This is a genomic window from Streptomyces sp. NPDC001231, assembly GCF_042896885.1.
GTDB lineage: Bacteria > Actinomycetota > Actinomycetes > Streptomycetales > Streptomycetaceae > Streptomyces.
Genome location: NZ_JBIAXS010000051.1, coordinates 17,102 through 36,262 on the forward strand (window position 1 = coordinate 17,102; position 19,161 = coordinate 36,262).

General features: G+C 71.6%; 18 protein-coding genes. 4 read left to right on the plus strand and 14 right to left on the minus strand.

What is annotated here, in order from left to right; translation table 11 throughout:
• The first annotated feature begins 18 nt into the window (after positions 1-18).
• Entirely contained in the window at positions 19-1,431 is a 1,413-nt protein-coding gene (locus ACFY3J_RS37200) for a PH domain-containing protein (protein WP_384176289.1), read from the plus strand.
• Between the two features lie 101 nt (positions 1,432-1,532).
• Here ACFY3J_RS37200 and ACFY3J_RS37205 read toward each other — a convergent pair whose 3' ends face one another.
• The 5 genes from ACFY3J_RS37205 to ACFY3J_RS37225 form a co-directional block, all read right to left on the minus strand.
• A complete protein-coding gene (locus ACFY3J_RS37205; protein ID WP_141359538.1) occupies positions 1,533-3,239 on the minus strand; it encodes a bifunctional uroporphyrinogen-III C-methyltransferase/uroporphyrinogen-III synthase in 1,707 nt (568 codons plus the stop codon).
• A complete protein-coding gene (gene hemC, locus ACFY3J_RS37210) occupies positions 3,236-4,207 on the minus strand; it encodes a hydroxymethylbilane synthase (RefSeq protein ID WP_384176292.1) in 972 nt (323 codons plus the stop codon). The genes ACFY3J_RS37205 and hemC overlap by 4 nt, the downstream gene beginning before the upstream one ends.
• Positions 4,204-5,982: a glutamyl-tRNA reductase gene (locus ACFY3J_RS37215; RefSeq protein WP_384176294.1), complete on the minus strand. Its 1,779-nt coding sequence runs from the start codon at positions 5,980-5,982 to the stop codon at positions 4,204-4,206. Before ACFY3J_RS37215 ends, hemC begins: the two co-directional genes overlap by 4 nt.
• Positions 5,979-6,743, minus strand: coding sequence for a redox-sensing transcriptional repressor Rex (locus ACFY3J_RS37220; protein ID WP_141359541.1), 765 nt, complete (start codon positions 6,741-6,743; stop codon positions 5,979-5,981). The genes ACFY3J_RS37215 and ACFY3J_RS37220 overlap by 4 nt, the downstream gene beginning before the upstream one ends.
• 298 nt (positions 6,744-7,041) lie before the next feature.
• The gene (locus ACFY3J_RS37225; protein WP_384176296.1) at positions 7,042-7,326 is read right to left on the minus strand and encodes a glutaredoxin family protein; all 285 of its coding nucleotides are present in this window, start codon (positions 7,324-7,326) and stop codon (positions 7,042-7,044) included.
• Between the two features lie 129 nt (positions 7,327-7,455).
• Here ACFY3J_RS37225 and ACFY3J_RS37230 point away from each other — a divergent pair, with 129 nt between their 5' ends.
• The 3 genes from ACFY3J_RS37230 to ACFY3J_RS37240 all read left to right on the plus strand — a co-directional run bounded on the left by ACFY3J_RS37230 (position 7,456) and on the right by ACFY3J_RS37240 (position 11,191).
• A complete protein-coding gene (locus ACFY3J_RS37230; RefSeq protein WP_390842724.1) occupies positions 7,456-8,382 on the plus strand; it encodes an HAD family hydrolase in 927 nt (308 codons plus the stop codon).
• Positions 8,383-8,842: 460 nt separating this feature from the next.
• Positions 8,843-9,667, plus strand: coding sequence for an ECF subfamily RNA polymerase sigma factor, BldN family (locus ACFY3J_RS37235; RefSeq protein WP_384176300.1), 825 nt, complete (start codon positions 8,843-8,845; stop codon positions 9,665-9,667).
• 234 nt (positions 9,668-9,901) lie between these two features.
• Positions 9,902-11,191, plus strand: a complete 1,290-nt coding sequence (locus ACFY3J_RS37240) for a DUF5667 domain-containing protein (protein WP_384176302.1) — start codon at positions 9,902-9,904, stop codon at positions 11,189-11,191.
• A gap of 71 nt (positions 11,192-11,262) precedes the next feature.
• On the opposite strand, the gene ACFY3J_RS37245 is transcribed toward ACFY3J_RS37240, so the two are convergent.
• From ACFY3J_RS37245 to ACFY3J_RS37285, 9 genes are all read right to left on the minus strand, one after another.
• Positions 11,263-12,324 (minus strand): lysophospholipid acyltransferase family protein, encoded by a 1,062-nt coding sequence (locus ACFY3J_RS37245; protein WP_384176304.1) that lies wholly within the window; start codon positions 12,322-12,324, stop codon positions 11,263-11,265.
• A 13-nt stretch (positions 12,325-12,337) separates the two neighbouring features.
• A complete protein-coding gene (locus ACFY3J_RS37250; RefSeq protein WP_384176306.1) occupies positions 12,338-13,396 on the minus strand; it encodes an NAD-dependent epimerase/dehydratase family protein in 1,059 nt (352 codons plus the stop codon).
• Positions 13,397-13,637: 241 nt separating this feature from the next.
• Entirely contained in the window at positions 13,638-13,736 is a 99-nt protein-coding gene (locus ACFY3J_RS37255; protein WP_003948845.1) for a 30S ribosomal protein bS22, read from the minus strand.
• A gap of 164 nt (positions 13,737-13,900) precedes the next feature.
• Positions 13,901-14,113, minus strand: a complete 213-nt coding sequence (locus tag ACFY3J_RS37260; RefSeq protein ID WP_004984898.1) for a helix-turn-helix domain-containing protein — start codon at positions 14,111-14,113, stop codon at positions 13,901-13,903.
• Positions 14,114-14,241: 128 nt separating this feature from the next.
• A complete protein-coding gene (locus tag ACFY3J_RS37265) occupies positions 14,242-15,057 on the minus strand; it encodes a phosphatase (RefSeq protein WP_384176308.1) in 816 nt (271 codons plus the stop codon).
• Positions 15,058-15,155: 98 nt separating this feature from the next.
• The gene (locus ACFY3J_RS37270; RefSeq protein ID WP_384176310.1) at positions 15,156-16,328 is read right to left on the minus strand and encodes an acetoin utilization protein AcuC; all 1,173 of its coding nucleotides are present in this window, start codon (positions 16,326-16,328) and stop codon (positions 15,156-15,158) included.
• Positions 16,279-17,517, minus strand: a complete 1,239-nt coding sequence (locus tag ACFY3J_RS37275) for an MFS transporter (RefSeq protein WP_390842725.1) — start codon at positions 17,515-17,517, stop codon at positions 16,279-16,281. The genes ACFY3J_RS37270 and ACFY3J_RS37275 overlap by 50 nt, the downstream gene beginning before the upstream one ends.
• 66 nt (positions 17,518-17,583) lie before the next feature.
• Complete coding sequence (locus ACFY3J_RS37280) at positions 17,584-18,318, minus strand: VC0807 family protein (RefSeq protein WP_390842726.1); 735 nt, start codon at positions 18,316-18,318, stop codon at positions 17,584-17,586.
• A 93-nt stretch (positions 18,319-18,411) separates the two neighbouring features.
• On the minus strand, positions 18,412-19,056 hold the full coding sequence (locus ACFY3J_RS37285; RefSeq protein WP_390842727.1) for an HAD family hydrolase: 645 nt from the start codon (positions 19,054-19,056) through the stop codon (positions 18,412-18,414).
• Positions 19,057-19,161 lie beyond the last annotated feature (105 nt).

Consider the following 19,161-nt stretch of genomic DNA (forward strand, 5'->3'; position numbering starts at 1 on the left):
GATGACAGGATGCCCTGCATGGCCGATGTGCGGAACATGACCTGCCGTCCCCGCTGGAGACGCGCCCTGTGGCCCTTCGTCCGGGTGAGCGCCGACGCCCGCGGTCTGCACGTGCGGACGCTGCTGCGCCGCCGGAGCGTGCCGTGGGGCGACATCGCCGAACTGCGCGTGCACCAAAAGTCCGCGCGAACTCCCTGGGCCCACAAGCCCCGTCGCGTCAGCCTGATCCCGCACTACGGACGTGAGCGACTCCTGCCCCTGCCGCGGAGCCGGTCGTCCGACGACCCGGACTTCGACGCCGAGGTGGAAGCGCTCCGCGCGCTGCACCGCCGCTACGAAGCCACGGAGTCGAGCAAGGTCCCCGCCGTGTCGTACCGCACCCCCCGGCGCGGCTGGGTGGAGTTGCTGGTCCTGTGCCCTGTGCTGCTCGCGTTCGCGGCCATGGCCGCGGGGTCCGTGTCCGAGACCGCGTCGTACGAACAGGCGTGGAAGTCGGCCACCGCGTGCACCGCCGGGACACCCGCCGCGGAGCGCCGCGAGTGCCTGACCACGACACCGGCCGTGATCTCGCGGACCGAGGTCAATCGTCCCAAGCGGCCCAGCTGGCTGTACTTCACCGACGGCCGGCCACTGGAGCGGCTCGCGGTCCCGCGCGACGCCGCCCTGGAATTCGAGGGCGGCGGCAGTGTCGAACTGACCTTCTGGCACGACCAGTTGATGAAGGTCTCGGGAAAGAACCACGTGTGGCGCCAGGACATCCCCACGGCCGGGGGCATGGCCGTCTTCGCGGCCGCGTTCCTCCTCGCCGCGGGCTACCCCGCGGCCCACTCACTGCTGAGCCTGCTCGGGCGCCGACTGCGCGACGACAAGGACCTCCCGCCGGCCCTCCCGTTCGCGGGCGCGCTCGCCGCCACCGCCCTGTGGCTCCTGCCCCTCTGCTACCTCCACCCCACGACCCTGTTCTCCTCGCCCGTGGCGATCACGTGGATGGCCGTGGGCTCGCTGGTCACGCTGGGGCTGTTCGCCGGGGCCTGGCACGCCACCTGTGCGCCGGGAGCAGCGGCCGGAACGACCGGGAAGTCCACCGCCGAAGAGGACGAGGAGGAATTCCTGGCCGCCCGCTTCCTGGAGGACACCGACTACAACCCGCATGGCTTCGGCACCCACATTGTCCTGGGCGGCGGCCCCCTCGCGGTGGCGCCCGGCCCGGGCCGGTTCGCGGCGAAACCGATACCGGTGGAGCGGCTCACCCTCAAGAGCGTACGACGCGCCCGGGGCTCCGACCCCGTGGACGGACGCTGGGACGTCGCCGAACTCGACGACGCCGGCACACCGGTCCGCCTCGCGGCCGAACCCGCCGACCTGGCCCGCGTCCTGCGCGAGCTGGCCCGTGCGAAAACCTCGGTGAACACCGTGGATCCCGGACCGTGAGGGCGGCCCCGGCCGCCCACCGTAGGTAAAAACGCGCGATGGCGGAACGCGCCCGCACGGCACGTTCCGCCACCAGCTCATGCCCTCACAGGGTCACGCGCTCACGTCGACGTACGACGCCTGCGCGACCCCGGCCGCCGTTCGCTCGGGCGGGTCACCGGGTCGCCCGCGTCCAGGGCCGCCAGGCGGCGCCTCGCGCCGAAGTCGGCCAGGGCCTCGGCCAGCTTGTGGACGGACGGCTCGGGGGCCATCACGTCCACCCGCAGGCCGTGCTCCTCGGCGGTCTTCGCCGTGGCCGGGCCGATGCAGGCGATCACCGTCACGTTGTGCGGCTTGCCCGCGATGCCGACCAGGTTCCGCACCGTCGACGACGACGTGAACATCACCGCGTCGAAGCCGCCGCCCTTGATGGCCTCGCGGGTCTCCGCCGGGGGCGGAGAGGCGCGGACCGTGCGGTAGGCCGTGACGTCGTCGACCTCCCAGCCCAGTTCGATCAGACCCGCCACGAGGGTCTCCGTGGCGATGTCCGCGCGGGGCAGGAAGACACGGTCGATCGGGTCGAAGACCGGGTCGTACGGCGGCCAGTCCTCCAGCAGGCCCGCGGCCGACTGCTCACCGCTCGGCACCAGGTCCGGCTTCACGCCGAAGGCGATCAGCGCCTTCGCGGTCTGGTCGCCGACCGCCGCCACCTTGATGCCGGCGAAGGCACGGGCGTCAAGGCCGTACTCCTCGAACTTCTCCCGCACCGCCTTCACCGCGTTGACCGAGGTGAACGCGATCCACTCGTAGCGGCCGGTCACCAGGCCCTTCACCGCGCGCTCCATCTGCTGGGGCGTGCGCGGCGGCTCGACGGCGATCGTCGGGACCTCGTGCGGCACGGCCCCGTAGGACCGCAGCTGGTCGGAGAGCGAGGCCGCCTGCTCCTTGGTGCGCGGCACGAGGACCTTCCACCCGAACAGCGGCTTGGACTCGAACCACGACAGCTGGTCGCGCTGGGCGGTCGCGCTGCGCTCGCCGACCACGGCTATCACCGGGCGCCCGCCGTCCGGGGACGGCAGGACCTTGGCCTGCTTCAGGGTCTGCGCGATCGTGCCGAGCGTCGCCGTCCACGTGCGCTGGCGGGTGGTCGTACCGGCGACCGTCACCGTCAACGGGGTGTCGGGCTTGCGCCCCGCCGAGACCAGTTCACCGGCCGCCGCGGCGACCGAGTCGAGCGTGGTCGACACGACGACCGTGCCGTCCGAGGCGCCGACCTCGGTCCAGCAGCGGTCGGAGGCCGTACGCGCGTCGACGAACCGTACGTCGGTGCCCTGGGCGTCGCGCAGCGGCACCCCGGCGTACGCGGGCACGCCGACGGCGGCCGCGATGCCGGGGACGACCTCGAAGGGAACGCCCGCGGCGGCGCAGGCGAGCATCTCCTCCGCGGCGTACGTGTCGAGTCCCGGGTCCCCGGACACCGCACGGACGACCCGCCTGCCGCCCCGCGCGGCCTCCATGACAAGATGTGCGGCATCCCGCACCGCGGGGATCCCAGCGGTTGTTGACGTGCCGTCAACCACCGTGAGCTGGGGCGTGCCCGTGCCCGGATGCGAGTCCGCCGAAGGACCCGGGTCCGTGTGCACGACGGCGACGCCCTGCCTGGCGTGCGTGCGCACGACGTCGAGCACCTCGTGCTCGGCGACGAGGACGTCCGCGTTGGCCAGCGCCTCCACGGCGCGCAGTGTGAGCAGTCCCGGATCTCCGGGTCCGGCACCGAGGAAGGTGACGTGCCCGTGTTCAGGACAGGCGGGAAGGGTGGTGGGGCTCACTGTGCTCGCTCCCCCATCAGACCGGCCGCGCCCTGGGCGAGCATCTCGGTGGCGAGTTCGCGACCGAGTGCCATCGCCTGGTCGTGCGTCTGGGGCACGGGACCGGTGGTGGACAGCTGCACCAGTGCGGAGCCGTCGGGCCTGCCGACGACGCCACGCAGGCGCATTTCCTTGACAATCTGCCCGTCGCTCAACAGGTCGGCCAGCGCGCCCACCGGGGCGCTGCAACCGGCCTCCAGGGCGGCGAGCAGTGACCGCTCGGCGGTCACGGCGGCCCGCGTGTGCGGGTCGTCGAGCTCGGCGAGCTCGGCGGCGAGGGCAGCGTCTTGGGCGGTGTGCCCCGCCCTGCACTCGACCGCCAGGGCCCCCTGGCCGGGGGCGGGCAGAATCGTGTCGACCGACAGGAAGTCGGTCACCTCGTCACTCCGGCCGACCCGGTTCAGCCCGGCGGCGGCGAGCACCACCGCGTCGAGCTCGCCGTTCTTGACGAAGCCGATGCGGGTGTCGACGTTGCCCCGGATCGGGACCGTCTCGATGTCCAGGCCGTGGGCGCGGGCGTACGCGTTCAGCTGGGCCATGCGGCGCGGCGAGCCCGTACCGATGCGCGCCCCGCGGGGCAGGTCGGTGAACTTCAGCGCGTCCCGGGCGACGAGCACGTCGCGCGGGTCCTCGCGCTCGGGTACGGCGGCCAGGACCAGGTCCTCGGGCTGCGTGGTGGGCAGGTCCTTGAGCGAATGAACCGCGAAGTCCACCTCGCCCCGCTGCAACGCCTCGCGCAGCGCGGCCACGAACACACCCGTGCCGCCGATCTGTGCGAGGTGCTCACGGGAGATGTCGCCGTAGGTGGTGACCGGGACGAGCTCGACAGGCCGTCCGGTCACCTGGCTCACGGCGTCCGCCACCAACCCGGACTGGGCCATGGCGAGCTTGCTGCGCCTGGTCCCGAGCCTCAGTGCCTTCTCAGTCATGCTGGCCCTCGGTTCTTGCTGTGCTTCTCGGAGTCGTCGTGCTTCTCGGAGTCGTCGGAATCGCTGTCGGCCCGGGAGACGGAGGCGACCGTCTCGGAGTCCAGGTCGAACAGGGTGCGCAGCGCGTCCGCGTATCCGGCGCCGCCGGGCTCGGCCGCGAGCTGCTTGACCCTGACCGTCGGCGCGTGCAGCAGCTTGTCCACGACACGCCGGACGGTCTGGGTGATCTCCGCCCGGTGCCTGTCGTCGAGGCTGGGCAGCCGCCCCTCCAGGCGGGCGATCTCGCTGCTCACGACGTCGGCGGCCATGGTGCGCAGCGCGACGACGGTGGGCGTGATGTGCGCCGCCCGCAGGGCCGCCCCGAAGGCCGCGACCTCGTCGGAGACGATACGGCGGACCTGGTCGACGTCGGCGGCCATCGGAGCGTCGGCGGAGGCCTCGGCGAGCGACTCGATGTCCACCAGGCGCACCCCGGCGAGCCGGTGCACGGCCGCGTCGACGTCGCGCGGCATGGCGAGGTCCAGTACGAACAGGGCCGGCTCGGGACGCGGAGCGGCGGCGACCGGCTCGGGCCTGCGGTGCTCGGGGATCCGGCCGGCGGTGGCCACCGTCGCGGCGAGCGCGGTGATCAGCTCGGCGTCGGTCTCCGGGTCGGCCTCGGCACGGGCGGACTCGCGGCGGTCGAGCAGGGCGGTACCCCCATCGACCCAGGTGCCGTGCTGCTCCAGGGTGGCCGCGTCCAGGCCGGCCACGGCGGACTCGCCCATCAGGGAGAAGCCGGGCTCGGCGGCGAGGTCCAGCGGGCAGTTCTCGTCGATGGCGGCGGCGCCCACGCGCGGCAGAGGGGTCTCGCGGGCGTCCGTCCGCACCGACGTACGACCGCTGCCGTGCTCTTCCCCGGCGGCGGCCTGCGCCACGATGACGGGCGCCCCGGTACGGCCCTCGACCGCGGAGGTGACCGTCTCGGCGGTCAGGACGAGTCCCGTCGCGCCGGTGCAGGAGACGGCGACATCTGCACGTGTCAGCTCGAGCGGCACCGCGTTCATCGGTACCGCGCGGGCCAGCACGTCCGTGTCGTCGCCCTCGGTGAGGATCTGGACGAGGCGCTCGGCCCGGTCCTGCGTACGGTTGGCGATCACTATCTCGCGGACGCCGACCCGGGCGAGCGTGGCGGCGGCCAGCGACGACATCGAACCGGCGCCGATGACCAGGGCCTTCTTGCCGCGCGCCCAGGCCTGCACGTCCGCGCCCGCGGACAGCTGCTCCAGGCCGAAGGTGACCAGGGACTGCCCGGCGCGGTCGATGCCGGTCTCGGAGTGGGCGCGCTTGCCGACCCGCAGGGCCTGCTGGAACAGGTCGTTCAGCAGACGCCCGGCGGTGTGCAGGTCCTGGGCGCGGGCCAGCGAGTTCTTGATCTGGCCGAGGATCTGCCCCTCGCCGACGACCATCGAGTCCAGGCCGCAGGCCACCGAGAACAGGTGGTGGACGGCCCGGTCCTCGTAGTGCACGTAGAGGTACGGGGTGAGCTCCTCGAGACCGACCCCGCTGTGCTGGGCGAGCAGCGTGGACAGCTCGGCGACACCGGCGTGGAACTTGTCCACGTCGGCGTACAGCTCGATGCGGTTGCAGGTGGCGAGCACGGCGGCCTCGGTGGCCGGCTCGGCGGCGACCGTGTCCTGGAGCAGCTTGTCCTGGCCGTCCGCGCTCAGCGAGGCGCGCTCCAGGAGGCTGACCGGGGCGCTGCGGTGGCTCAGTCCGACGACGAGGAGACTCATGCCGGCATCACGGCGGGGACATCCCCGTCCGGGCCCTGGTCGGTGGACTCGTCGCGGACCGCGGCGGCGGGCGGGAGGGTGCGGTCGGCGACGGCCTCCTCACCGGCCTTGCGCTGCTCGTGGAAGGCGAGGATCTGAAGCTCGATGGAGAGGTCGACCTTGCGCACGTCGACGCCGTCCGGGACGGACAGCACGGTCGGCGCGAAGTTCAGGATGGAGGTGACACCGGCGGCCACCAGCCGGTCGCAGACCTGCTGGGCGGCGCCCGCGGGGGTCGAGATCACGCCGATCGAGACGCCGTTGTCCCGGATGATCTTCTCCAGCTCGTCGGCGTGCTGGACCGGGATGCCGGCGACGGGCCGACCGGCCATCGCGGGGTCGGCGTCGATGAGCGCGGCGACGCGGAAGCCGCGGGAGGCGAAGCCACCGTAGTTGGCGAGGGCGGCGCCGAGGTTTCCGATACCGACGATCACAACCGGCCAGTCCTGGGTGAGCCCCAGTTCGCGGGAGATCTGGTACACGAGATACTCGACGTCGTAGCCGACCCCGCGGGTCCCGTAGGAGCCGAGGTAGGAGAAGTCCTTGCGCAGCTTGGCGGAATTGACCCCCGCCGCGGCCGCGAGCTCCTCGGAGGAGACCGTGGGCACCGAGCGCTCCGACAGTGCGGTCAGGGCTCGGAGGTACAGCGGAAGCCTGGCGACGGTGGCCTCGGGAATCCCTCGGCTACGGGTCGCCGGTCGGTGAGTTCGGCCAGTTGCCACGGTGCTCCTGCGGGTAGAGCGGGGCTGCGGGCGGTCATATGTCCCCAGACCGCCCCGTCGACAGCAGGCTATGTCTTTGTGAACGTGTGCACAAAGATGGTGTCCGATTTGCCCGGCCAACGTGACCGGGGTCACGCACCCCCGGCGCGGATGTTTGGAACCGGCGCATCCGCACCGCTGCGCCTTTCTTGTTGGGGGCAAAACCGCACACTCTCCTCTACGATCCCCACCCCCGAGACCAAGACGCCATCGATCCTAGGCGACTTCCGGCCAGTTTGGACTCGTCGGTCAGTCTCGATCAGCCCGCGAGCTCCTTGCGCAGCCGCCCCTCGTTCACCCGCCAGAAGGTGTGCTGTTCACCGTCGACGAGTACAACCGGAATCTGCTCCCAGTACTGGTCGTACAACTCCGGATCCTGGGTGATGTCCTTCTGTTCCCAGGTGACGCCCAGGTCGGCGCAGACCTTCTCCACGACGGCCTGCGCGTCGTCGCACAGGTGGCAGCCCGGCTTGCGGACGAGGGTGACGAGCCGCCCCTGGGGCCCGGGGGACTTGCGGCGGAAGATGGGACTCATGTCGGCCATTGTCGCTCCGGCACGGGGTCGCGTAACCCCGCCGGCGCGGACCGCCGCAACGACGCCGTCGCGAAGAGTTCACGGGCCGCGAAGCCTCTCGACTCCGGAACCACCCGGCCAACTGGCTATGCTCACGCCATGGCCGCTCTCGGATGGCTCACTTCCCGTAGGCGCTCCGCCACGGCGCGAAGCGTGTTGGCAGGCGAGGCCTCTGCGGAGGCAGCGCGCAATTCCTCGCAGGAAGCGGGCGTCCCGCCGGCCCCGCGGGAGGCGTCGGAGTTCCCGGTGCACGGGGACGAAAGGGCCGCCGCCTTCTTCGACCTGGACAACACCGTCATGCAGGGCGCCGCGCTGTTCCACTTCGGCCGGGGCCTGTACAAGCGGAAGTTCTTCGACACGCGCGACCTCGCCAAGTTCGCCTGGCAGCAGGCGTGGTTCCGGCTGGCCGGGGTCGAGGACCCCGAGCACATGCAGGACGCCCGCGACTCGGCGCTGTCGATCGTGAAGGGCCACCGGGTCGCCGAGCTGAAGTCGATCGGCGAGGAGATCTACGACGAGTACATGGCCGAGCGGATCTGGCCGGGCACGCGCGCGCTCGCCGAGGCCCACCTGGACGCCGGCCAGAAGGTGTGGTTGGTCACAGCCGCGCCGGTGGAGATCGCCCAGGTCATCGCCCGCCGCCTGGGCCTGACCGGCGCGCTGGGCACGGTGGCGGAGTCCGTCGACGGCGTCTACACCGGCCGGCTGGTCGGCGAACCGCTGCACGGCCCGGCGAAGGCCGAGGCGGTACGCGCCCTGGCCGCGGCGGAGGCCCTGGACCTGACCCGCTGCGCCGCCTACAGCGACTCCCACAACGACATCCCCATGCTGTCCCTGGTCGGCCACCCCTACGCCATCAACCCCGACGCCAAGCTCCGCCGCCACGCCCGGGAGATGGACTGGCGCCTGCGCGACTACCGCACCGGCCGCAAGGCGGCCAAGGTCGGCATCCCCGCGGCGGCCGGCGTCGGCGCCGTCGCCGGCGGCACCGCCGCGGCCATCGCCCTGCACCGCCGCCGTCGCTGACGCCGTAGTACCGCACCGCCACCGCTCCCCCACTCATCGCCGGCCGCCCACGATCCGCGCCGCGGCCGGCCACCGTCCGTACCGCCCGCAGCCCGTGCCGCCCCGTGGCGGTACGGGCCTTCGCCGGTCGCGTTCGTGCGGCGCACCCGGAACCGCGGGCAATTGACCGATCGTACGCCCATGCCGTTCTGGCCATTCGACTTGGCGGTGCATCGCCAGGATGCGCCCCAGACACACACCGAAGACGGAACAGATCGGTCAGCAAACGGTCACTCTCCGACGTCCGAACGCCTGCCAATCGGTTACGGAAGCGACGGAATCGATGATTTGAGCAACTCGGTGTAGCAGTGCCTGTACGAAGCGTTATTCTCCTCAGACGCAAACCAGTTACCCCATCGTCGCTACGACGGGTGAACGGTTCCGCACTGCACGTGATGGAAGCTCTGCCTCTGGGAGTCCCGTGTACCCACACGTCGGGGTTGACGCCTCGGGCCTGGCTACGCTCCGCGCAACGGTCCTGGACCTGCTGCGCGGCCTCGTCCCCACCGCGTACGCCGGCCCCGTATTCGCCACCGCCGCGCCGGTAGGTCCGGCCTACGCGCTGGCCGACGGCATGGAGCAGGTGCCGACTCGCAGCGCCGTGGTCGAGGGGCGACGAACCGGCGACGGACGGGCGGCCGGCAGGCGAGGACGCTCGGCCGCGGCGGCCACCGTCCGGCGTCCCGCCGCGGACAGCGACAGCGCCCGGATGATGGAGCTCGTCGAACGCGCCCAGGCCGGCGAGGCCGACGCCTTCGGACGGCTCTACGACCAGTACAGCGACACCGTGTACCGGTACATCTACTACCGCGTCGGCGGCAAGGCGACGGCCGAGGACCTCACCAGCGAGACCTTTCTGCGCGCCCTGCGCCGCATCGGCACCTTCACCTGGCAGGGCCGCGACTTCGGCGCCTGGCTGGTCACCATCGCCCGCAACCTCGTCGCCGACCACTTCAAGTCCAGCCGGTTCCGGCTCGAGGTCACCACCGGCGAGATGCTCGACGCCAACGAGGTCGAGCGCTCCCCCGAGGACTCCGTCCTCGAGTCCCTGTCCAACGCCGCTCTCCTGGACGCCGTACGACGACTCAACCCGCAGCAGCAGGAATGCGTCACGCTCCGCTTCCTCCAGGGCCTGTCCGTCGCGGAGACCGCCCGGGTGATGGGCAAGAACGAGGGTGCCATCAAGACCCTTCAGTACCGGGCCGTGCGCACCCTGGCCCGGCTTCTCCCCGACGACGCACGCTGAGCCGCGCACACGCTCCGCGATCCTCAACTCACGCTCCGTCGAGGCTCGTTGACTTCTCGATCCGATCCGCCCGGGTCCGTAACCCAAGTGCCGCGCCGCTCGTTGTGCGGGATAGAGGCTCCCTGTGGTCACGCCTTGGCCAATCCTGGTCGACCGATCGGAAGAAGCGGCTGTGGACGTGCACCCTCAGGACCCCCGGGGAGTCGACCGTCATGACGAGAGGAGGTGCCGCCAGTGATCGCGAACGTATCGGCGCACCGGCGGGCGAACGCCTTCGCCCAGGCCCTGGAAGAACTGTCCGACCGGGGCACGGCGGCCGAACAGGCCGAAGGACCGGCACGGGCCCCGGCTGCCGCGGAACAGACCGAGCAGGGCCGCATGCTGGCCCTCGCCACCGGTCTGGACGCGCTGCCGCGGCCGGAGCTGGACCCCGAGGTCAAGGTCGTCCAGCGGGCCCGCCTGGTGGCCGCGATGGAGGCCATGCTCCAGGAGAGCACCGCGGCGGGCGAGGCGAGTGACCCACCGGTGCCCGCCCAGAAGAGGGGGAGCGAAGCGACTTCCTTGGAAGGGCGGCGGCGGGAGACGGGCAGGCGGGCGCGCGGCGCACACCGGGCGAGCGGCCTGGGGAAACTGCGGCCGCGCACGCGGCTGAGCAAGTCGCTGGCCGCCGGCGGACTCAGCGTGGGTGTGGCCGCGGGAGCCTTCGGCGGAGTGTCCGCCGCGAGTTCCAGCGCCCTCCCCGGTGACTCGCTGTACGGCCTCAAGCGCGGCATCGAGGACTTCAAGCTCACCTACCTGACCGACGGCGCCGACGAGCAGGGCCAGGCCTACCTCGACCTCGCCTCGACCCGGTTGAGCGAGGCCCGCAGGCTGATGGAGCGCGGCCGCGGCGGAGGGCTCGACCACGAGTCGCTCGGCGAGATCCGCCGCACCCTGTCCGGGATGCAGCACGACGCGACCGAGGGCCACCGCCTGCTGCACGAGGCGTACGAGCGCGACCCCGACTCCCTGCGTCCCATCCAGGCCCTCTCCACCTTCTCGCGGTCCCACCGCGAGGCCTGGGGCGCACTCCGCGACCGCCTCCCCGTGCAGCTCGGCGACGTCAGTCAGCAGGTGTCGTCGGTGTTCGACGCCATAGACGACGAGGTCGCCCCGCTCCAGTCGATGCTCCCCCAGCACCCCGCCCCGGGCGGCGACGGCAAGCAGCACGGCCCCCGGCCGACGCCGACCGCCGGTTCGCCCGGCGCCGCGCACTCGGCCCTGCCCAGCACCGGCGGCGACACCTCCTCCGGCAGCCCCCACACCGGCAGCGACAGCCCCAGCGCCTCGGCCGGCTCCGGCAGCGAGGGCGAGGGACTGCTCGGCGGCTCCACCGGCGGCCTGCTCGACCCGCCGAAGCCCAGCAGCGGCAGCGCCTCGCCGTCCGCGTCCAAGTCGCCTCCCAGCGGCCCCGACGTGACGATCCCGCCGCTCCTCCCGGGCCTGCTGCCCGGCCTCGGCATCAACGCGGAGGACACGAAGTAGGCGGTGCCGAGCACAGCCCCATGAAGGCGGGGGCACCCCTCACCAGGGGTGCCCCCGCCTTCATGGCACCGTCAGAAGAACACCGACCTGCGCTGCACCAGCAGCTTGTAGAGGGTGTGCTGGATCTGTTCGCGGACCTGGTCGGTCAGGTTGAACATCAGCATCGGGTCCTCGGCCGCCTCCGGCGGATACCCGTCCGTCGGAATGGGCTCGCCGAACTGGATCGTCCACTTCGTCGGCAGCGGGATCGCGCCCAGCGGACCCAGCCACGGGAAGGTGGGCGTCAGCGGGAAGTACGGGATGCCCAGCAGCCGCGCGAGAGTCTTGGCGTTGCCGATCATCGGATAGATCTCCTCGGCCCCGACGATCGAGCACGGGATGATCGGCACGCCCTGGCGCAGCGCGGTCGACACGAAACCGCCACGCCCGAACCGTTGCAGCTTGTATCGCTCGCTGAACGGCTTGCCGATGCCCTTGAAGCCCTCCGGCATCACGCCGACCAGTTCGCCCTGCCCGAGCAGCCGCTCGGCGTCCTCGGTGCAGGCGAGGGTGTGGCCGAGCTTGCGGGCGAGTTCGTTGACCACCGGCAGCACGAACACCAGGTCGGCCGCGAGCAGCCGCAGATGCCGGTCCGCGGGATGCCGGTCGTGGACGGCGACCTGCATCATCAGCCCGTCCAGCGGCAGCGTGCCGGAGTGGTTGGCGACGATCAGGGCGCCGCCCTCGGCGGGGATGTTCTCGATGCCCTTCACATCGACCCGGAAGTACTTCTCGTACAGCGGCCGCAGCAGGGACATCAGAAACTGGTCGGTGAGTTCGGCGTCGTAGCCGAAGTCGTCGACGTCGTAGTCCCCGGTGAGGCGGCGGCGCAGGAACGCCAGACCGCTCGCGATGCGCCGCTCCAGACCGCCGTCCTGCGGCGGCCGGCTCGGCGGCTGCGGCGGCTCTTCCTCACTGGTCACAGGGACATCATCCTGCGCGGCCCCCCTGCCGGGCAGGGGCTGCACCTCGCCGACCGCCGCCGTCTCGGCGCCGGTGCGGCGGCTCCCCGTGCTCCGGCGCCGCGACGGCCGCTGTCCGGCGCTTCCACGGGACCGGTCGTCGTCGAACGGAATGACCTTGGCGTCCGCCATGGTGCTGCGCTCCTCAGTAGGCGCTCTGCGTCGGGTGGCCACTGCCCGCGTGGGACAGGGCGGCGATCCGGTCGACGGCCCCCGCGAGGGCCTCCGGCGGCAGCAGCCCGGGGCCGCGGCTGCGGGCGAACTCGGCGAAGGTCTCCGCGGTCGTGTACTTGGGCGCGAAGCCGAGTGTTTCGCGCATCTGGTCCGTCGCCACGACCCGGCCGTGGGTCAGCAGGCGGATCTGCTCGGGTGAGAAGTCCGTCATTCCCAGCGTACGCACCAGCGAGCCCGCCCACGTCACCGCGGGAAGCAGCAGCGGCACCGTGGGGCGTCCCAGCCGCCGGGAGCACTGCGAGAGCAGCAGCACGCCGTCGCCGGCGATGTTGAACGTGCCGCTGTTGAGGGTGGCGCGACGCGGCTCGTGCGAGGCGATCCGCAGCACCTCGATCACGTCGTCCTCATGGACGAACTGCAACCGCGGGTCGTAGCCGAACACCGTCGGCAGCACCGGCAGCGAGAAGTACGAGGCGAGCGGGGTGTCCGCCGTCGGGCCGAGGATGTTGGCGAACCTGAGCACGCACACGGCGACGTCCGGCCGCCGCCTGGCGAAGCCCCGCACATACCCCTCGACCTCGACCGTGTCCTTCGCGAAACCGCCGCTGGGCAGGGACTTGGGCGGGGTGGTCTCGGTGAACACCGCCGGGTCCCGGGGCGCGGAGCCGTAGACGTTGGTGCTGGACTTGACCACCAGCCGCTTGACGGACGGGGACTTCTGGCAGGCGCCCAGCAACTGCATGGTGCCGATGACGTTGGTCTCCTTGACCAGGGCCCGGCTGCCGCTGCCCAGCGCGGTGCCGGTCACGTCCATGTGCACCACCGTGTCGGCGGACGTCTCGGCGAGCACCCGCGCGATCGTGGGCTGCCGGATGTCCGTCTGGACGAAGTCGGCGCCGCCCAGATGGTGCTCGGGCGGGACCGCGTCCACGGCGACCACCCGGTCGACCTCCGGGTCACGCTGGATGCGCCGTACGAACCGGCCCGCGAGCTGACGGGCCACTCCGGTCACGAGCACGACCTGTCCCAAGATCAGCGCCTTCCTTCCCGCCCGGATCACCGCCGGGTTCCCCGTGTGCGGCCAACCTATCGGGTCGAGGTTGCGCTGCGGCGACCTCTCGATGCGCGACGTGACGGCAGGTACGTGCGTGCGAACGGGATCGAGCCACCCCCGCGGCCGGCCGGCCCGGGACGCACGCGACCCCCCACCGGATGCGGTGGGGGGCCACAGACACGCTTTCGCGTTGGCGCGTACCTCGCGCGACCGGCGTCTACTTCTTGTTGCGACGCTGGACGCGGGTGCGCTTGAGCAGCTTGCGGTGCTTCTTCTTGGCCATCCGCTTGCGCCGCTTCTTGATAACAGAGCCCACGACTACCCTCGCTCACTTCTCATCACTCGGTGTTTGGGCGCCATGGGCCCACACGACCTACGAGGGGCTAGCCTACCCGCCTGAGCGCTGAGGTCGTAATCGAGGTGTCCGGAGGGATCCGGAAGTGTTCCGTAGTGTCCTTCACGGACCCCTCCTGATCGTCGTCAGGCGGTTTCCACCCCCACGTAGCTCTCGCGGAGGTACTCGTGAACCGCTTGCTCCGGGACGCGGAAAGACCGCCCCACGCGGATCGCGGGCAGATGACCGCTGTGCACCAGGCGGTACACGGTCATCTTCGACACTCGCATGACCGAGGCGACTTCCGCCACGGTAAGGAACTGAACCTCGTTCAGAGGCCTTTCGCCAGCTGCAGCCATGACACACCTGAACCTTCCGCACTCGACGGCCACCGGCTTCCCCTTCCGGTGACTCTTCGTCGCTGCGTGCTCACTCCCCAGACTAGGGGCGGGTGATGCGAGTGGGGAAGAGGTGGACCATCGGCGGCCTACTGTGACAGACACGCGCGATTGAGTACGTAGCGGGCCAGCGGTCGGTAGCAGGCGGGCCGTACGCCGTCATCAAGTGGAACGACGACGGACACGCGTCCCTCCGCCTGCCCGACGAAGAGCGCGGGGTCGTTCGTGTCGGCCGGCCCCATGGCCTCGAACCCCAGCTGACCTGCACCGCAGACCCAGCCGTGATCCCCGATCACCAGTTCCGGCAGCGGGCCGCCGGCGTCGGCCGCCGCCGCGAGCGCCAGTCGAACCGGGAGCGGTGAATGCGTGTGCGCGCCGGGCTCACAACCGGAGCGTTCGGCGCCGGGAGGCTGGACCAGGGCGACTCCTCGCACGTACTCGAGGCGGCACGTGCGTAGGCCGAACCGGGTCGTTATGTCGACACAGCGACCCTGCGCGGGGGTGAGGACGGTACATCCCGCCGCCGACAGGGCGTCCGCCAGCGCGGCGTAGAAACCGAGCAGCCGGTGCGGGTGCCCGGTGCCGAGGAGCACGGGGGCGCCTCGCCGCGCCGCCGCACCGAGCCGGTCCGCGAAGGCGTCCAGCGCGGCCAGCGTCAGATCCGGGTCGATGACATCGGGGCCGAAGGTGTGCCGCGGATCGGCCGAAACACCGCACCTGCGCGCCATCAGCTCGATCAAGTCGCGCTGCTGCCAAGGCCCTTCGGGGTCGATCCCGATCAGCACCCGGGGGTCCCGGGCCGCGAACAGCCGATAGCTGCGCAGACCGGCCTCCCGCGTCGTGGTCACCATCCCGGCGAGACGGGCCCTCACCAGATGGGCGCGCAGCGCCGCGATGTTCAACACCCGAGCGATGCTGACGCACGCCCCCCGCGAGCGTCCCGAGAACCCGGGAACACCGCACAGCCGGCCTAATCGAAGGGCCCGGTCGCCGGCGACCGGCGCTACGGCAGCAGGCCCCGCAGCGGGAACACCGCCCGCCGGGTCGCCAGGATCGCCTGGTCCAGCCGGTCCGCCGGGTCGTACCCCGCCTCCCAGTCCGCCCAGGACACCGGCCACCGCCCGTCGGTCATCCGCATCGGGCCCAACTGCCGTGTCCGCGCGTACACCGTCTGCCGCCAGCTCTCGGGAATCACCGTCTCCGGCTCCACCGGCCGCCCCGCCGCGATCCCCACCAGATGCGTCCAAGACCGGGGTACGACGTCCACCACCGCGTATCCGCCCCCGCCCAGCGCGACCCACCGCCCCTCGGCGTGCTCGTGGGCCAGCTCGTGGCACGCCATCTGCACCGCCCGCTGCGCGTCCAGCGACACCGCCAGATGCGCCAGCGGATCCTCGAAGTGCGTGTCGGCCCCGTGCTGGGTGACGAGCACCTGCGGCCGGAAGTCGGCGACCAGTTCCGGCACCACCGCGTGGAACGCCCGCAGCCACCCGGCGTCCCCGGTCCCCGCCGGCAGCGCCACGTTCACGGCCGAGCCCTCGGCGGACCGGGCCCCGGTCTCCTGCGGCCAACCCGTCTGCGGGAACAGCGTCCGGGGATGCTCGTGCACCGAGATCGTCAGCACCCGCGGGTCCTCCCAGAACGCGGTCTGCACCCCGTCCCCGTGGTGCACGTCGGTGTCGACGTACACCACCCGCTCGGCACCCAGCTCCAGCAGCCGCGCGATCGCCAGCGCGGCGTCGTTGTAGACGCAGAAGCCCGACGCGGCGCCCGGCATCGCGTGGTGCAGCCCACCCGCGAAGTTCACCGCGTGCAGCGCGTCCCCGCGCCACACGGCCTCCGCCGCCGCCACCGACTGCCCCGCGATCAGCGCGGACACCTCGTGCATCCCGGCGAACGCCGGATCGTCCAACGTCCCCAGCCCGTACGTCCCGTCGGCCGATCCCGGGTCCGCCGACGCGGCCTTCACCGCGGCGATGTAGTCCTCCCGGTGGACCAGCCGCAGCGTCGACTCGCCGGCCGGCCTGGCCGCCACCAGCCGCGCCTCCCGGTCGAGTCCGAGCGCGCCGACCAGTTCCCGGGTCAGGAAGAGGCGGACCGGATCCATCGGGTGGTCCCGACCGAAGTCATAGCCCGTTACTGCCTCGTCCCACATCAGCTGTGCGCGACCGCTCATGACCGCCACCGTATCGGTCCGGTCGCGGCGCGAACGACCCGGCGCACACCCACGTCACCAGCACCAACGCCATGGGCACCAGCATCGCCCCGCGGTAGCTCCACGCGTCGCCCAGCGCGCCCACCAGCGGCGAGCCGACCAGGAAACCCACGTAGTTGAAGATGTTGAGCCGTGCGACGGCCTTGTCCGAGGCGCCCGGGCCGTAGTTGTCAAAAGCGTGGCGCCCGGCCGCGGCGAAGGTCTGCGGCACCAGCACGCACAGGCCCAGCCCCAGCAGTGTGAACCCGAGCATGCCCACCCAGGGACCGGGCGCCCCGGCGACCACCGCGAACCCCAGCGCCGCGACCAGCGCGCCCAGCCGTACGACGGCCACGGCACCGAACCGCCGCACCCCGGTGTCCCCGATGGCCCGCCCCAGCAGCGTGGTGACCATGTAGACGTTGTACGGCACCGTCGCCAGCTGCTCGGAGCTGCCCAGCGTGTCCTGGAGGTACTTCGCGCTCCAGTTGGAGACGGTCGAGTCCCCGATGTACGCGAAGGTCATCACCAGACACAGCGGCAGCAGCAGCCGGAACGCGACGGTCCCGCCGCCTTCCCCGGCCTTCCCGCCGGCCTCGTCCGGTGCGGCGGCGGAGTCGGCGTCGACGTACCACCGGCTGCCCACGAGGACCGCCGGCAGCAGCACCGCCACGGGCAGGTACGACACCCACAGCGCCAGGTGCCAGTGCGCCCCGGCCCAGGCCAGCGAGGCACCCACGATCCCGCCGAGGCTGTAGACGGCGTGGAAGCCGAGCATGATGCTGCGGCCGTACGCCCGCTGGAGGCTCACCCCGAGCATGTTCATCGAGGCGTCCAGCACCCCCACGGCCAGCCCGAACGCGGCCAGCGCGACGCCCAGTTCGGCGACCCGGCCACCCGCCCCGACACCGAGCAGGGACAGGAGGACGACGGGCTGGGACCAGCGCAGCAGCCGACTGGGCCGGACGCGTTTCACCAGGTGTTCGGTGGCCGTGCTGCCGACGCCGGCGAGGATCGGCACGGCGGCCAGGAAGACCGGCAGCAGTGCGTCGGAGACCCCGTACCGGCTCTGGATGGCCGGGATGCGCGTCACGAGGAGAGCGAAGGCGACGCCCTGCGCGAAGAAGCTGAACGCCAGCGAGGCCCTACCGCGCCGCAGCACATCTGTCATGGCGGCGAGCGTAGGGCCCTGGGCTACCTGTGGGTAGGTCCGGACAAAGATGAATTCTGCTCAGCTTCAGGCGAGGGCGAGTCCGTTCGGGGACTTCCGGGCCAGGGCGGGCTCCTGAGCGTTGGCGGGCTCCTGGACCTGCGTGGCTTCGGCGTTCGCCCCGGCTTTCGTCTCGGCCATCAGCATGTGCGCCATCGGCCCGGCGGCGAGAGCACCGCTCAGGAGGAACCCGAGCACCATCGTGACCGCCATGATCACGGTGCCGAGCCACACCATGGTGTCCACCGGCAGCGTGTAGGCACCCACGACCCGCACCACGCACTCCGCGAGCAGCACCACGCCCCACACCAGCGAGAACACCTTCTCCGCTCGCTTGAAGTCCGCGGATTCGGCCGCCAGTCGCGCCCAGACGGCCTCCCGCCTCGCGTCGCCCTTCACCAGCCAGGGCTTCATGGCGGCGGTCATCATCGGCCTGCCCAGCGCCACGGACACCAGGATGCCGATGCCGATCGCGCTGCTGACGCCGCTGTCCTTGGCGAGCATCAGCCGCGGGTCACCGGCGACGAAACTCAGCAGCAGCCCGACCACGTTGACGAACAGGATGAGCGCGGCGAGCCCGTTGACCCGGCGCTCCCTGGCCGCGGCCCACCCGGTCCGCAGGGCCGGGACCACGCTGCTCCACCCCAGGGCGGCCAGCGTGCTCATCCCGAATCCGTTCTTGAGCAGGTAGTACCCGCCGACCGGCACCGCCACATCCACGAGCAGAGGGGCGAGGTTCGCACGCTTCGTGTTCGTCGTCATGCTCAAATCCTCGCGGGCGAGGGGGGTCCGCCAGTAGAAACGATCGTCCGGAGCTCCGCATGACAATTGTCAGTGCCGCGGCGGTGGTCGGCGTCATGTCAGCAGGTCGGCCAACTCCTCCATGCGAGAGAAGAGTTGGGTGGCATCCGCGAGCTTCGCGGCCGGGGTCATCGCCGTGAACCCGTAGACGTCCATCCCGGCCGCGACGGCGGCCCGCACACCCAGCGGGGAGTCCTCGACGACGACGCACCGCTCGGGGGCCACTCCCATCCGGTCGGCCGCGTGGAGGAACAGGTCCGGCGCCGGCTTGCCCCGGCCCACGTCCTGCGAGCTGAAGATCCGATCCTCGTCGAACCACCGGTCAAGACCGGTCGTCCGGTGCCCGACCCGGATCCGCTCATGACTCCCCGAGGACGCGACGCAGTACGGCGCCCCGTCCACCGTCAGCTTCTCCAGTACGTCGGCGGCACCGGCCACCGGCTTCAGCTCCCGCCGGAACGCGGCGAAGACACGGGCGTGGAAGACGTCGTCGAAGTCGTCCGGCAGCCGCTTCCCCGTCCGCTCCAGGACTAGGTCGTGGATCCGGTGCATCGCCGACCCCATGTAGTCACGGATGGAGTCCTCGTACGAGGTGGGGTGCCCCAGCTCGGTGAGGTAGGCGGCGAGGAGCCGGTTGGAGATGGGCTCACTGTCGACGAGGACGCCGTCGTTGTCGAAGATGACGAGGTCGTAGCGCATGAGTACGAGCCTAAGGGCTGTCCCGTAACTGCTGGTCATCTCCGACGGGAGACTGCCTGCGGCGGTCAGCCGAAGATGAGCTCGACGTCCTTGTCCAAGCAGTAC

Coding starts and splice junctions, on each gene's coding strand:
- ACFY3J_RS37200 (WP_384176289.1), top strand. CDS start 19: ATGGCCGATGTGCGGAACATGACCTGCCGTCCCCGCTGGAGACGCGCC.
- hemC (WP_384176292.1), bottom strand. CDS start 4,207: ATGACTGAGAAGGCACTGAGGCTCGGGACCAGGCGCAGCAAGCTCGCC.
- ACFY3J_RS37215 (WP_384176294.1), bottom strand. CDS start 5,982: ATGAGTCTCCTCGTCGTCGGACTGAGCCACCGCAGCGCCCCGGTCAGC.
- ACFY3J_RS37225 (WP_384176296.1), bottom strand. CDS start 7,326: ATGGCCGACATGAGTCCCATCTTCCGCCGCAAGTCCCCCGGGCCCCAG.
- ACFY3J_RS37230 (WP_390842724.1), top strand. CDS start 7,456: ATGGCCGCTCTCGGATGGCTCACTTCCCGTAGGCGCTCCGCCACGGCG.
- ACFY3J_RS37245 (WP_384176304.1), bottom strand. CDS start 12,324: ATGGCGGACGCCAAGGTCATTCCGTTCGACGACGACCGGTCCCGTGGA.
- ACFY3J_RS37260 (WP_004984898.1), bottom strand. CDS start 14,113: ATGGCTGCAGCTGGCGAAAGGCCTCTGAACGAGGTTCAGTTCCTTACC.
- ACFY3J_RS37270 (WP_384176310.1), bottom strand. CDS start 16,328: ATGAGCGGTCGCGCACAGCTGATGTGGGACGAGGCAGTAACGGGCTAT.
- ACFY3J_RS37275 (WP_390842725.1), bottom strand. CDS start 17,517: ATGACAGATGTGCTGCGGCGCGGTAGGGCCTCGCTGGCGTTCAGCTTC.
- ACFY3J_RS37280 (WP_390842726.1), bottom strand. CDS start 18,318: ATGACGACGAACACGAAGCGTGCGAACCTCGCCCCTCTGCTCGTGGAT.
- ACFY3J_RS37285 (WP_390842727.1), bottom strand. CDS start 19,056: ATGCGCTACGACCTCGTCATCTTCGACAACGACGGCGTCCTCGTCGAC.